6 protein-coding genes and 1 pseudogene are annotated in these 14,184 nt (G+C 75.2%); 4 read left to right on the top strand and 3 right to left on the bottom strand.

What is annotated here, in order from left to right; translation table 11 throughout:
• Window positions 1-33 precede the first annotated feature (33 nt).
• A pseudogene (locus AC27L3_RS08600) lies at window positions 34-8,100 on the bottom strand (amino acid adenylation domain-containing protein); the annotation flags it as partial.
• A gap of 163 nt (window positions 8,101-8,263) precedes the next feature.
• On the opposite strand from AC27L3_RS08600, the gene AC27L3_RS08605 reads away from it, so the two are divergent.
• Genes AC27L3_RS08605 through AC27L3_RS08620 form a run of 4 tightly spaced genes read left to right on the top strand, consistent with a single transcriptional unit; the run spans window position 8,264 to window position 11,539 of the window.
• The gene (locus tag AC27L3_RS08605; protein WP_487233391.1) at window positions 8,264-9,235 is read left to right on the top strand and encodes an ATP-binding cassette domain-containing protein; all 972 of its coding nucleotides are present in this window, start codon (window positions 8,264-8,266) and stop codon (window positions 9,233-9,235) included.
• A gap of 47 nt (window positions 9,236-9,282) precedes the next feature.
• Window positions 9,283-10,029: an ABC transporter permease gene (locus AC27L3_RS08610; RefSeq protein WP_365965027.1), complete on the top strand. Its 747-nt coding sequence runs from the start codon at window positions 9,283-9,285 to the stop codon at window positions 10,027-10,029.
• Window positions 10,026-10,784 (top strand): thioesterase II family protein, encoded by a 759-nt coding sequence (locus tag AC27L3_RS08615; RefSeq protein WP_487233392.1) that lies wholly within the window; start codon window positions 10,026-10,028, stop codon window positions 10,782-10,784. Before AC27L3_RS08610 ends, AC27L3_RS08615 begins: the two co-directional genes overlap by 4 nt.
• The gene (locus tag AC27L3_RS08620; protein ID WP_487233393.1) at window positions 10,778-11,539 is read left to right on the top strand and encodes a GNAT family N-acetyltransferase; all 762 of its coding nucleotides are present in this window, start codon (window positions 10,778-10,780) and stop codon (window positions 11,537-11,539) included. Before AC27L3_RS08615 ends, AC27L3_RS08620 begins: the two co-directional genes overlap by 7 nt.
• A gap of 67 nt (window positions 11,540-11,606) precedes the next feature.
• Here AC27L3_RS08620 and AC27L3_RS08625 read toward each other — a convergent pair whose 3' ends face one another.
• Together AC27L3_RS08625 and AC27L3_RS08630 are read right to left on the bottom strand one after the other, a co-directional pair.
• Window positions 11,607-11,774: a hypothetical protein gene (locus AC27L3_RS08625; protein ID WP_365965030.1), complete on the bottom strand. Its 168-nt coding sequence runs from the start codon at window positions 11,772-11,774 to the stop codon at window positions 11,607-11,609.
• Window positions 11,775-11,801: 27 nt separating this feature from the next.
• A complete protein-coding gene (locus AC27L3_RS08630; protein ID WP_487233394.1) occupies window positions 11,802-14,015 on the bottom strand; it encodes an AfsR/SARP family transcriptional regulator in 2,214 nt (737 codons plus the stop codon).
• Window positions 14,016-14,184 lie beyond the last annotated feature (169 nt).

Consider the following 14,184-nt stretch of genomic DNA (forward strand, 5'->3'; position numbering starts at 1 on the left):
CGGACGCGCCTTCTCGGCGGTGTCCAGGTGACCGGCGAGCGTCGCGACGGTCGGTGCTTCGAACAGGGCCCTGATGGCCAGCTCCACGCCGAAGACGGTGCGGATGCGGCTGATGAGGCGGGTGGCCATCAGGGAGTGGCCGCCCAGCGCGAAGAAGTCGTCGTCGATGCCGACGCCCTCCAGCCCCAGCACCTCGGCGAACAGGCCGCAGAGGACCTCCTCGCGCGGGGTGCGCGGCGCGCGCCCGGCGGGCCGGTCGGCCGGGTCCGGGACGGGCAGCGCCTTGTGGTCGAGCTTGCCGTTGGGGTTGAGCGGCAGGGCCTGAAGCGTCACGAAGACGGACGGGACCATGTACTCGGGCAGGCGCTCGGCGGTGTGCTCGCGCAGGCCCTCGGCGTCACCGACGACGTAGGCGACCAGGCGCTTGTCGCCGGGCCGGTCCTCGCGGACGACCACGGCCGCCTGGGCGACCGCGGCGTGCGTGAGCAGCACGCTCTCGATCTCGCCGAGCTCGATGCGGAAGCCGCGCAGCTTGACCTGGTCGTCGGCGCGGCCGACGAAGTGCAGCTGCCCGTCGCGGTCCCAGCGCACGAGGTCGCCCGTGCGGTACATCCGGCTGCCCGGCGGTCCGTACGGATCGGCCACGAAGCGGCCGGCGGTCAGGTCGGGGCGGCCGAGGTAGCCGCGGGCCAGGCCCGCGCCGGCCAGGTACAGCTCGCCGGGCACGCCCACCGGCACCGGGCGCAGCGCGGCGTCCAGGACGTAGGCCGCGGTGTTGTCCATCGGCGCGCCGATCGGGACGGTGCCCGGGTAGTCGTAGGGGCGGCGCAGCGGGTGGAAGGTGGCGAAGGTGGTGGTCTCCGTCGGTCCGTAGACGTCGATGACCGTGGTGTCGGGGCACTCCTCGACGACGCGCCGCAGGGCGGCGGTGGAGACGACCTCGCCGCCGGTCCACACCTCGTGGACGCCGCGCAGGCACCCCACGTGCTCCTCGGCGATCAGCCGGAAGAGGCCGGCGGTGAGGAAGACGCTGGTGATGCCCTCCTCGGCGATGGTGCGGGCGAGGGCGGGCAGGTCGAGGTCGCCGGGCGGGGCGAGGACGACCTGGCCGCCGGAGAGCAGCGGCACCCACATCTCGTACGTCGAGGCGTCGAAGGCGAGCGGTGAGTGCAGCAGCAGTCTGCGGTGCCGGCCGGTGTGGAAGGTGGCCTCGGCGCAGAAGGCGACGATGTTGGCGTGGGTGGTCGCGACGCCCTTGGGGGTGCCGGTGGAGCCCGACGTGAACATCGAGTACGCCAGCTGTCCGGGGTGGACGGCGATGCCCGGGTCGTGGTCGGCGCTGCCGCCGACGGCCTCGGCGACGGGCACGACGGTGATCTGCTCGGGCAGGTCGCCGAGTTCGGCGGCCGGCCGGTCGGTGAGCAGCACCTGCGCGCCGGACGCCGCCAGGATCGCCCGGATGCGCGCGGCCGGGTGGCGGGCGTCGAGCGGCACGTACGCGCCGCCGGCCTTGAGCACGCCCAGCAGGCAGGCCACGGCCTCGACGGAGCGGTCGTGGAGCAGGGCCACGCGGGTCTCGGCGGTGACGCCCTGCGCCAGCAGGCGGTGGGCGACGCGGTTGCCGAGGGCGTCGAGGGCGGCGTACGTGACGGTGCTCCCGCCGGCGACCAGCGCGACGGCGTCCGGCGTGCGGGCCGCCTGCTCGGCGAACAGCTGCGGCACCGAGGCGGTGCGGAAGGTGCGCGGCTGCCCGCTCCAGTCGCCGCCCAGCAGCCGGGCGCGGTCCTCGGCGGCCAGGACGTCGAGCTCGCCGACGGTGCGCGCCGGGTCGGCGGCCGCGGCGGTCAGCAGGCGGGCCAGGCCGCCGGCGATGTCCTCGGCGGTGTGCCGTGCGAACAGGTCGGTGGCGTAGACGAGGCCGCCGCCGATACCGGCCGGCGTCCCGTCGGGGGCGAACCGCTCGTGCAGGTTGAAGGACAGGTCGAACTTGGCGGCAGCCGCCTGCAGTTCCAGCGTCGTGGCGGCCAGGCCCGGCAGGTCGAGGGTGCCCTCGGCGTTGTTCTGCAGGACGAGCATGACCTGGAAGAGCGGGTGGTGGGCCAGGGAGCGCGCCGGGTTGGCGATCTCCACGAGGCGCTCGAAGGGGAGGTCCTGATGGGCGTATGCGGCCAGGTCGGTCTCGCGGACGCGCGCCAGGAGCTCCTCGAACGTGGGGTCGCCGGAGGTGTCGGTGCGCAGGACGAGGGTGTTGACGAAGAAGCCGACCAGGTCGTCGAGCGCCTCGTCCGTGCGGCCCGCCACGGCGGTGCCGAGCGGGATGTCGGTGCCCGCGCCGAGGCGGGTGAGCAGGGCCGCGAGGGCGGCCTGCACGGTCATGAAGACCGTGGTGCCCGTGCGGCGCGCGAGCTCGGTGACGGCCCGGTGGGCGTCGGCCGGCAGGGCGAAGTCCACCTGCTCGCCGCGGTGCGAGGCGACGGCGGGGCGGGCGTGGTCGGTGGGCAGGTCGAGCAGCTCGGGCAGCCCGGCCAGGCGCTCCTTCCAGTACGCGGCCTGCTGGGCGGCGAGGCTGGCGGGGTCGTTCTCGTCGCCGAGGACGTCGTGCTGCCACAGCGCGTAGTCGGCGTACTGCACGGCCGGCGGCTGCCACGCGGGCGCCTCGCCCGCCAGGCGGGCGGTGTAGGCGGTGGTGAGGTCGGCCAGCAGGGGCGCGGTCGACCAGCCGTCGGCGGCGATGTGGTGCATGAGGACGAGGAGGACGCCCTGCTCGGCACTCTCGCGGAAGTACGTGGCGCGCAGCGGCAGTTCGGCGTCGAGCGCGAAGGTGTGGCCGACCGCTTCCCGCAGTGCGGCGCCGGCGTCGGTGGTGTCGGTGACCGTCAGCCGTACCGCGGCCTCGTCCGCGGGCAGGATGCGCTGGACGGGCGTGCCGTCGACCTCGGGGTAGACGGTGCGCAGGCTCTCGTGGCGGGCGACCACGTCACCGAGCGCCGCTTCGAGGGCGTCGGTGTCGACGGTGCCCGTCAGGCGTACGGCCAGCGGCACGTTGTAGGTGGCGCTCGGGCCTTCGAGGCGGCCGAGGAACCACAGCCGGTGCTGGGCGAAGGACAGCGGCAGCACCTCGGGGCGCTGTGCGGCCACGAGGGCGGGCCGGGCCTCGCCGGCCTCCGCGAGCCGTTCGGCGAGGCGCTCGGCGGTCGGGGCCTCGAAGAGGGCCCGGATCGGCAGCTCGGCGCCGAAGGCGGTGCGGATGCGGCTGATGAGGCGGGTGGCCATCAGGGAGTGGCCGCCCAGCGCGAAGAAGTTGTCGTCGGCGCCGACCGCGTCCAGGCCGAGGACCTCGGCGAACAGGCCGCACAGGATCTCCTCGCGCGGCGTGCGCGCCGCCCGGCCGCTGCCGGCACGGGAGGAGGCGGGCACGGGGAGGGCGCGGTGGTCGAGCTTGCCGTTGGGGGTCAGCGGCAGCACGTCCAGGGCGACGAAGGCCGACGGCACCATGTACTCGGGCAGTTCGGCCGCCGCGTGCTCGCGCAGGCCCTCGGTGTCGCCCACGACGTAGGCGACCAGGCGCCGGTCGCCCGGCCGGTCCTCGCGGACGATCACCGCGGCCCGGGTGACGTTCGGGTGGGCGCCCAGGACGGTCTCGATCTCGCCGAGTTCGATGCGGAAACCGCGCAGCTTGACCTGGTTGTCGACGCGGCTGACGAACTGCAGCTGGCCGTCGCGCGCCCAGCGCACGATGTCACCGCTGCGGTACATGCGGCTGCCGGGCGGCCCGTACGGGTTGGCGACGAAGCGGCCGGCGGTCAGCGCCGGGCGGCCCAGGTAGCCGCGGGTGACCAGGTCACCGGCGATGTACAGCTCGCCGGGCACCCCGGCCGGCACCGGGCGCAGCGCGGCGTCCAGCACGTACATCTGGGTGTTCCAGATGGGGCGGCCGATGGTGACCACGCCCGAGGGCACGCTGTCGCCGGGCTCGATGCGGTACTCGGTGCAGCCGACGGTGGTCTCGGTCGGGCCGTACTCGTTGATGACGGTGGCCTGCGGGTGGCGGGCCCGCCACAGGTCCAGCACCTCGCCCATCAGCGACTCGCCGCCCAGCACCAGCTGGCGGGAGGGGGAGAAGCGGTCGTCGAGCTCCAGCAGCAGCGGCAGGTGGCTGGGGGTGGCCTTCACGAACGTCGGCCGGGTCGCCTCGGTGACCTCGTCGGGGCCGGTGCGCCCGTCCAGGCGGACCAGGTGGGCGCAGCCGCCGGTGACGAGCGGGGCGAACAGGCCGGTGACGGTGAGGTCGAAGGAGACCGGCGAGTGCACCAGCGCACGGCCGTCGACGGAGTCGTACGCCTCGCGGACCCACGACAGGTACTGCACCAGGGAGCGGTGCTCGACCATGACGCCCTTGGGGCGGCCGGTGGAGCCGGAGGTGAAGATGGTGAAGGCGGCGTGGGACGGCCGCAGCGGCGCCGTGCGCTCGGCGTCGGTCAGGGCGCCGTCGGCCTCGGCGGCGAGGGCGGCGTGCGTCGCGTCCTCGTCGAGGAGCAGGACGTCCGGGGCCTCGTCGGCCGGGCCGGCCAGGGCGATGGCCTCGCGCAGCGCGGGCAGTTGCGCGCCGTGGCCGATGACGGTGACGGGCCGGACGTCGGCCAGCATGAAGCCGGTGCGCTCGGCCGGGTAGGCGAGGTCGAGCGGCAGGTAGGCGCCGCCGGCCTTGAGCACGGCGAGCAGGGCGGTGACCAGGTCGACCGAGCGGGGCAGCGCGACGGCCGCGTACCGCTCGGGGCCGACGCCGCGGCGCACGAGCAGCCGGGCCAGCCGGTTGGCGCGGGCGTCGAGCTCGGCGTAGGTGAGCGTGGTGCCGGCGTGCTCGACGGCGACGGCGTGCGGGGTCCGGGCGGCCTGGGCCTCGAAGAGGGCGGTGAGCGTCGTGGCGTCGACCTCGCGCTTCTCGCCGTGCCAGGCGGTGAGCAGCTGGTGGCGCTCCTCGGGGGAGAGGATCTCCAGCTCGCCGATGGCCCGGTCGGGCTCGGCCGCAGCGGCGGCCAGCAGCCGCACCAGGCGGTCGGCGACGGCGCGGGCGCCGTCCTCGTCGAAGAGGTCGGTGGCGTACTCCAGGCTGCCGGTGATGCCCTGCGGGGCGCCGTCGGCGGTGTGCTCCTCCTGCAGGACGAACGACAGGTCGAACTTGGCCACGCGCTTGTCGACGGTGGTCAGGTCGGCGGTCAGGCCCGGCAGCGCGAACTGTGCGCCGGTGGAGCCGGCGAACGTCAGCATCGTCTGGAACAGCGGGGTGTGCGCCAGCGAACGGGCCGGGTTGACGGTCTCGACGACGCGCTCGAAGGGCACGTCCTGGTGGTCGAAGGCGGCCAGGTCGCCCTCGCGCACGCGGCCCAGCAGCTGGCGGAAGGTGGGGTCGCCGGAGGTGTCGGTGCGCAGGACGAGCGTGTTGGCGAAGAAGCCGACGAGGTCGTCGAGAGCCTCGTCGCCGCGGCCGGCCACCGGCGTGCCGAGGGGGATGTCGGTGCCGGCGCCGAGGCGGGTGAGCAGCGCGGCCAGGGCGGCGTGCACGGTCATGAAGACCGTGGTGCCGGTGCGGCGGGCGAGCCTGGTGAGGTCCTGGTGCAGGGCGGCGTCCACGCTCAGCGGGACGAGACCGCCCTTGTTGCTGGCCACCGCCGGCCGAGGCCGGTCGGTGGGCAGTTCGAGCACCTCGGGCAGGCCGGCGAGGCGCTCCTTCCAGTACGCGGCCTGCTCGTCGCCGAGGTGGCCCTGCTGCCACAGGGCGTAGTCGGCGTACTGCACGGGCAGTGGCGCCCACTGCGGCGCGCGACCGCCCCGACGGGCGGCGTACGCGGTGGACAGGTCGCGGCTGAGCGGCGCCAGGGAGCCGCCGTCGGTGACGATGTGGTGCAGCAGCAGGAGGAGCACGTGCTCGTCGTCGGAGACGGTGAACAGCGTGGGGCGGAAGGGCGGTTCGGCGGCGAGGTCGAAGCGGTGGCGGGCCGCCTCGGTGACGGCCTCTTCCAGGCCCTCGCCCGCGTCGACGACGGCCAGCTGCGGGCGGGCGCCGCCGGCGGGCAGCACGTCCTGGTACGGCTCCCCGTCCACCGCCGGGTAGCGGGTGCGCAGCGACTCGTGCCGGTCGGTGAGGTCGGCCAGGGCCGCGGCGAGCGCGTCGCGGTCCAGCCGGCCGCGCAGACGCACGCGCAGCGCCACGTTGTACGCGGCGGCGCCGTCCTCCAGGTCGTCCATGTGGTGCAGGAACCACAGGCGCTGCTGGGCGGCCGACAGCGGTACGCGCGCGGGGCGCTCGGCGGGGCGAAGGGCCGGGCGGGACGAGCCGGCCTCCGCGTCCAGGCGGGCGGCCAGGGCGGCGACCGTCGGCGCGTCGAAGAGGGTGTGCACGGACAGGGCCGCGCCGAAGACCTTGCGCACCCGGTTGATCAGGCGGTTGGCCTTGAGCGAGTGGCCGCCCAGCACGAAGAAGTCGTCGTCGATGCCGACCTGCGCGACGCCGAGCACCTCGGCGAACAGCCCGCACAGCACCTCCTCGCGCGGCGTGCGCGGCGCCCGGCCGCGCGCCGCGGCCGGCACGGCGCCCGGGGCGGGCAGCGCGGCGCGGTCCACCTTGCCGTTGGGGGTGAGCGGGAGGGCGTCGAGCGCCACGAGGACCGAGGGGACCATGTACGCGGGCAGAAGGGCCGCGGCGTGTTCGCGCAGGCCGTCGGTGTCGCCGACGACGTACGCGACGAGGGCGCGGTCGCCGGAGGCGTCCTCGGTGACGGTCACGGCCGCGCCCGAGACACCGGGGTGGGCACGCAGCACGGCCTCGACCTCGCCGGGCTCGACGCGGAAGCCGCGGATCTTGACCTGGTCGTCGGCGCGCCCCAGGTAGGTGAGCGTGCCGTCGCCGGCCGCGCGCACGAGGTCGCCGGTGGCGTACTCGTCGGGCACCTCGGCGGCGTCGGCGTACCGGGCCAGGTGCCGGGTGCGCACGACCAGTTCACCGGTGGCCCCGGCGGTGCCGGCGTCCACGAGGGTGCCGTCCTCGGCGCGCACCAGCAGCGTCACGCCGTCGATGCCCGGCCCCAGCGGCACGCGGGCCCCGGACTCGGCCCGCAGCGGACCGCCGGGCTCGCGCACGACGAGGACGGAGACGGCCTGCGGGGTCTCGGTGGCGCCGTAGAGGTTCAGCAGGCGCGCGCCGGGCGCGAGCCGCGCCCAGGTACGGGCGGTCCCCCAGCCCAGCGCCTCCCCGCCGAAGCCGGCCTGCCGCAGCGCCGGCCAGCCGGTGGCGGGGGCGGCGTCGGCGAGGGCGTCGGCGAGACCGGGCGTGAGGTGGACGACGGTGACGCCGGTCTCCGCCAGCCACCGGCCCAGCGCGGCGGCGTCGCGCAACGGCACGTCGGGGAAGTGCACTTCGGCACCGACCCACAGCGGGGTGAACAGATCCCGCAACAAGGGATCGTGCCCGAGCCCGGCAAGCGCAGCGAACCGATCCCCGGACCCGAGCGAGAAGGCCCGGCTGTACCACTCAAGAAAATGAGCAACAGGCTCCCAAGAGCCCACAACCCCCCGAGGCCGCCCAGTGGTCCCAGAGGTGAACGCAACGTACGCCTGCCGGTTTGTGGGCAGGCGTTCCGCAGGGCGGAACGGGTGGGCACAAACCGGCCCACCGCCAGCAAGCACCCCCGGTACGCCGATCACCGGCACTCCCGCTTCGGCCGGCACGGCCCCCGTACCGCAGGTCAGCCAAGCCCGCGGCGCAGCCGCACCCGCACAGGCGGCAACCCGAGCAGCCGGATGCCCCGCATCCAGCACGGTGAAGGCGGCCCCGGCCTTGAGCACGGCCACCAGCGCGATCAGCAGATGCGGGTCCCGCTCGCCGTACACGGCGACCACGTCACCGGCACCCACGCCGACGTCGTAAAGCCGCTGCGCCAGCACCTCGGTGTCCCGGTCCAGTTCGCGGTAGCTCCACCGCCGTCCCGCGCCGGTGAGCGCGGTGCGCTCCGGTGTACGGGTCGCGTGCGCGGCGAGCCGGTCCCGCAGGGACTCGTACGGCATCGGGACACCTTCCATCAATCCGACTCCTCGTTCGCTCATTGCGATCTTGCGGGGAAGTTAGTGAGCCGGGTTTTCGACGTGTTATTGACGGCTTTTCATACCGAGGAGTGCCGCTCGGGATAAGCAAGCGATATGCCGCCAATACGCGGGCCGCCTAGTTTCCGGACCCCGGTGGTACCCCGGGAGAAATCGAGAGGACCCGATGACGACGGCGATCCGGACCGAGGATCTGGTCAAGAGTTTCGCGGGCACCCCCGCGGTGCGCGGGGTGAGCCTGGAGGTGCCGGCGGGCAGCGTGCTGGGCGTGCTGGGCCCCAACGGCGCGGGCAAGACGACGACGGTGAGGATGCTCTCCACGCTGCTGCGCCCGGACGGCGGGCGGGCGGAGATCCTCGGCCACGACGTGGTGCGCGAGGCGCGCGCGGTGCGTTCGCTGATCGGTCTGACCGGCCAGTACGCGGCGGTGGACCAGGACATCTCCGGCTGGGAGAACCTCTACCTGGTCGGCCGGCTGACGGGCCTGGGCCGGCGCGGTGCGCGGGCGAGGGCCGACGAGATGCTGGAGCGGTTCCGGCTGACGGAGGCCGGCGGCCGGGCCGCGGGCGGCTACTCCGGCGGCATGCGCCGCCGGCTGGACATCGCGGTGAGCCTGGTCGGCGAGCCGCGGGTGCTGTTCCTGGACGAGCCGACCACCGGCCTGGACCCCCGCAGCCGCAACGAACTGTGGGACGAGGTGCGGGCGTTGGCGTCCGCCGGTACGACGGTGCTGCTCACGACCCAGTACATGGAGGAGGCCGAGGCCCTCGCCGACTCGCTGGTCGTCATCGACCGCGGCCGGGTCATCGCCTCCGGTGGCACGGCCGAGCTGCGCGCCCGGGTGGGCGGTCAGGTGCTGCGGGTGGTGCCGGAGGATCCGGCGCAACTGCCCGAGGTGCGCCGCGCCCTGGCGGGCTGCGGGGCGGGGGAGGCGCAGCTGGACGAGGCCGCGGGCCATGTCCAGGTGCCGTTGTCCGGCGAGGGCGGCGGTGCGCTGACGGCGGCCGTACGGGCGCTGGGCGCGGCCGGGATCCCGGTGGCCGGGGTCAACACGCACGTGCCGAGCCTGGACGAGGTGTTCCTGACGCTCACCGGGGCCGGTGCGCACGACGACGAGACCACGAGGAGCGCGGCATGAGCGCGACGACTGCCACGGGGGCCCGGGTGCCCGGAGCGGCGGAGGCGGTGCAGCACACGCTGGCGATCGCCCGCCGCAATCTGCGCAAGGTGCTGGCGAGTCCGGGGCAGGTCCTGGATGCCACGCTGATGCCGCTGATCTTCGCCGTGATCTTCGTGTTCGGCTTCGGCGGCGCGATCTCGGGCAGTGCGGCGGAGTACCGGCAGTACCTGATGCCGGGCATCATGGCGCTGAGCATCACCATCGCCTCCCGTACCTCGGGCATCAGCATCAACGGCGACTTCGGCAACGGCATCATGGACCGCTTCCGTTCCCTGCCGATGGCGGGTTCGGCGGTCCTGGGCGGGCGCATCCTCGCGGACACGGTCCGCATGCTGGTGAGCCTGCTGGTGATCCTGGCGTTCGCGCTGCTGATCGGCTTCCGCGTGCACACCGACGTCCTCGGAGTGCTGGGCGCGATCGGGCTGATCCTGCTGTACGGCGTGGCGTTGTGCTGGATGCACGCCTACATCGGCCTGGCGGCTCGCACGCCGGAGACGGTGCAGAGCATCGGCATGCTGGCCATGGTGCCGTTCCAGTTCGGCAGTTCGATTTTCGTCGACCCGGGTACGATGCCGGGCTGGCTGCGCGTGGTCGTGGCCAACAACCCGATGACGCTGGTCGTCGACGCCGCCCGGAACCTGATGAACGGCGGCCCGGTGGCCGGCAGCGCGACGGGCGCGCTCGCCTGGAGCGCGGGTCTCATCGCGCTCTTCGCGGGCCTGGCGGTGCGGCAGTACAGGAGGCGGGCATGAGCACGAACTGGTTGCGGGTCCTGCGCGCGGTGGCGCAGCCGCGTGTACGGCTGGTGTGCTTCCCGCACGCCGGCGGCACGGCGAGCGCCTTCCGCACCTGGCCGGCCGGTCTGCCGGACGACGTCGAGGTGCTGGCGGTGCGCTACCCGGGCCGCGAGGACCGCATCGCCGAGCCGTGCACGACGCGGATGGGCGAGATCACCGACGCCGTCACCGCTGCCCTGCTGGCCCTGGACGAGCGGCCGCTGGCCCTGTTCGGGCACAGCATGGGCGCCTCCGTCGCCTACGAGGTGGCGCACCGGCTGGCCGGGGAGCACGGGCGCCCGCCCGTGGCCCTGCTGGTCTCGGCGCGGCGCGCGCCGCACCGGCTCCGGCGCTCGGGCACCGGCGACCTGGACGACGACGCCCTGGTCGCGCACGTGCAGGGCCGGGGCGCGCCCTCGTCGGCCGCCCTCGACCACCCGGAGCTGCGCGAGCTGTTCCTGCCCGTGCTGCGCGCCGACTACCGGATGCTGGACGCGTACGCCGGCGAGGCCACCACCCGTGCGCTGCCCGTGCCGCTGACCGCGTACTACGGCGAGCAGGACACGGGCGCCGCCGAGCCCGAGGCGCTGGCCTGGGCCGCCGTCGCGGGCGCGGGCTTCGCCGCCCGCGGCTTCGCCGGCGGGCACTTCTACCTCGTGCCGCACGAGGCCGCGCTGCTCGACGACGTCGCCCGGCGGCTGGCCGGCACCGCCCTGGAGGCCACGTGCTGACGCTCACCACCCACCGCACCGGTGCCTGCCTGCTCGCCGCGGCCGGCGACGCGTGGACCGCCGCTCTGATCGCCCCCGGCCGCGACCTGGTGGCCTGGTCCCTGCCGGGCGCCGCGGCCTACGGCACCGCGCCGGGCGCGGAGCCCACCGAGTGGCTCACCGTCGTCGGCGCCCCGGGGCCCGCCGCCGACCTGCTGCGGGCCGTCCTGCCGGACCTGCCGGCACCGCCCTACGGGCTGACGGTGCCGCGCGGCACCGAGCTGACCGGGCTGCCCGGGACGGCCGTGGCGGAGGAGACGTACGAGCACTGGGAGCTGATGACGGCGACCCGTGCCCCGCAGCCGCATCCGCTGCAGGAGCGGGTGCGCACCGACGACGCGGGGATGCCGGAGATCACCGCCCTGCTGACGGCGGCCAGCCCCGGCTACGCCGTACGCCCCGGGGACCCGACCGTGCAGACGTGGGCCACGCTGCGGACGGAGGACGGCGAACTGGCCGCCGTCGGCGCCCTGCAGCGGCGCCCGGGGACGGGCACGGCCCACCTCGCCTCGATCGCCACCGCGCCCGCGCTGCGCGGCCGCGGGCTGGCCGCGGCCGTCACGGGCCGGCTCACGCGGGACGTCCTCGCGGCCGGGGAGGCGGTGTGCACGCTGTCGGTGCACTCCGGCAACGACTCCGCGGTGCGGCTGTACCGGCGCCTCGGCTACACCACCGTCCAGGAGTTCACCAGCGTGCAGCTGGAGGAGGACTTCTGAGCGCGTGCGGAAGGGGGCCGGGCCGGCGCTGTCCTGCAGCGCCGGCCCGGCCCCCTTCGTCATGCCCCTATTCGGCGTCCTCCAGCAGCCGCTGCATCGCCCGCACCCGTTCCGCCGTGTCGGCGAACGCGGTGCGCTGCTCGGTGGCGGCCCGCCAGACGACGGCCGCTCCGGCCAGCATGGCGCAACTGATCATCAGGGAACCGGCGATGACCGCATGCGATGTCTCCCTCACTCGTCCTCTCTTTCCTTGACTCCTGCTTCATCGGCAACCCGCGGCCAGCACCTGTGCCGGTGCCGCGGAGGTCTCCTGCTCCCGCAATCCCGCCGAGAGGGCGAGCTCGAAGGCGAGTTCGTCCCGGCCGAGCGCCACGGACTGCGCGATGACGGACGTCAGGCAGCGCTGCTCCGCCTCCAGCCAGTCGTGCGGTGAGGCGAGCAGCTCGTCGAGGTAGTCGGGGTCGATCCGGCGCCGCAGCGTGCTGCGCTGCAGGGAGACCCGGCGCACGCCGTGCTCGCGGCGGTGGGCCTCCTCGGCGATGGTCAGCCAGGCGCGCAGCGCCCGGTCCACCGCCCGCTCCCGCTCGTCCGCCGGCTCCTCGGCCTCGGCGCACTCGCGGGCGTGCAGCCGCATGAGGTCGGGGAAGCGGTAGCGCAGGCTGCCGGTGGCGTCGGTGCCGGTGGTGCCCAGCAGCTGGGCGTCGACGAGCTGCTCCATGAGCCGCTCGGCCTCCAGCACGCCGGTGTCGAGGACGGCGGCGCCGGCCCAGACGGCGAAGTCGGGCGCCTCCAGCAGGGCGAGCCGCCGGTACATGGCGGCGGCGTCCGCGGTCAGCCGGCGGTAGCTGAGGTCGAGGCCGGCGCGCAGTGCCGGGTCGGCCTCGCTCAGCTCGGCGAACCGGCGGCGCTCGTCGGCCAGCCGGGCGGTCAGGTGGCGCAGGGTCCAGTGCGGCTTGGCCGCGAGCCGGGTCGCGGCGATGCGCAGGGCGAGCGGCAGCCGGTCGCACTGGGCGGCCAGCCGGTCCGCGTGGGCGGGTTCGGCGGCGACGCGGTCGCGGCCGGCGATTCGGCCGATCAGGTCGACGGCCTCCGCCTCGGGCAGCATGCCCAGGCCGATGCGCACGGCGCCGCCCGCGGTGGCCGCGCTGTCGAGCGGGGCGCGGCTGGTGACCACGACGCGGCAGCGGCCGGTGCCGGGCAGCAGGGGGCGCAGCTGGGCGCCGGACTGGGCGTCGTCGAGGACGAGGAGGATGCGCCGGGTGGCCAGGACGCTGCGGTAGAGGGCCTCGCGCTCGCCGAGGTCGGCCGGCACCCGCTCGCCGGGCACGCCGAGGGCGCGCAGGAAGCGGGCGAGGACGTCGGCGGCGGTGACCGTCTCCTGGCCGCCGCGGCCGCCGAGGTCGGCGTAGAGCTGTCCGTCGGGGAAGGCGTCGGCCCACCGGTGCGCCCAGCGCAGCGCGAGGCCGGTCTTGCCGGCCCCGGGGACGCCGCTGACCAGGGCGATCGTGGGCGGCTGGGCGTCGGTGCGGGGGCCGTTGTCCTCGTCCAGCAGGGCGTCCAGCGCGGCGAGTTCGGCCTGCCGGCCGACGAAGACGGGCAGGGGGGTGGGCAGATGGGCCGGGGTGACGGCGGGTTCGGCGACGGCGGGCGGGGGTTCGGGGGTGCGGGCGGGCGTCAGGGCGGGGTCGTCGCGCAGGATCGCGTCGTGCAGCTCGGTGAGCGCGGGGCCCGGTTCGAGGCCGAGCTCCTCGATGAAGCGGCTGCGGGCCTCGCGGAAGACCTCCAGCGCCTCGGCCCGCCGGCCGGCCCGGTACTGGGCGAGCATCAGCTGGACGCGCGGCCGCTCGCGCAGCGGGTGCTCGCGGGTGAGGTCGGCGAGTTCGGGGATGAGGGCCTGGTACTGGCCGAGCTCCAGGCGCAGGTCGGACCACTCCTCGTACGCGGCGAGGCGGTGCTCCTCCAGGTGGGCGGCCTCCCCCTCCACGGGTCTGCCGGCCACGCCGGCCAGGGCCGGGCCGCGCCACAGGCCGAGTGCCCGCCGGTACAGGGCCTCCGCGCGGGTGGTGCGGCCCTCGCGGGCGGCCTGCCGGCCCTCGGCGACCAGGGCGGAGAAGTCCCCGGCGTCGACGCGGTGCCCGTTCATGCGCAGCAGGTAGCCGGGGTGGACGGTAACGATGGCGTCCTCGGCGCAGCCCGCGGCCTTGAAGGTCTTGCGCAGCCCGGCGATGCAGATGGCGACCTGGGTGCGCGCGGTGGCGGGGGGACGGCCGTCCCACACCACGTCCACCAGGCGGTCGACGGAGACCACCTGGCCCTGGGCGAGCAGCATCATCGCGAGGATCGTGCGTTGTCTGGGCCCGCCGACGGGCACCTGGCGGCCGCCCGCGGTCACCTGCAGCGGGCCGAGGATCCCGAATTCCATTCCCGCCGTGGCCGGCTCCGTCCCGGCCTGCTGCTCGTACGCCACCTCTGTCATATCCGCCCCCGTTGTTCCGTGCCGGTCGTGCTGTGGTTGCCGCGCGGGCCGTGTCGCCACGTCCCGTGTGGGGCGCCGTGATCGACGGCGCCGGGCGCTGCCCGGGGTGTGGGCAGATGCCAGTTAAAAACCAGCCAGCCGGTTTGTCAAAGCGGGATCCCTGCCCTGT

It is taken from the genome of Streptomyces sp. PKA51 (assembly GCF_057552455.1).

Bases quoted from the DNA above. Each gene is read 5' to 3' on its own strand.
- AC27L3_RS08605 (WP_487233391.1), top strand. From the start codon at position 8,264: ATGACGACGGCGATCCGGACCGAGGATCTGGTCAAGAGTTTCGCGGGC.
- AC27L3_RS08630 (WP_487233394.1), bottom strand. From the start codon at position 14,015: ATGACAGAGGTGGCGTACGAGCAGCAGGCCGGGACGGAGCCGGCCACG.
- AC27L3_RS08615 (WP_487233392.1), top strand. From the start codon at position 10,026: ATGAGCACGAACTGGTTGCGGGTCCTGCGCGCGGTGGCGCAGCCGCGT.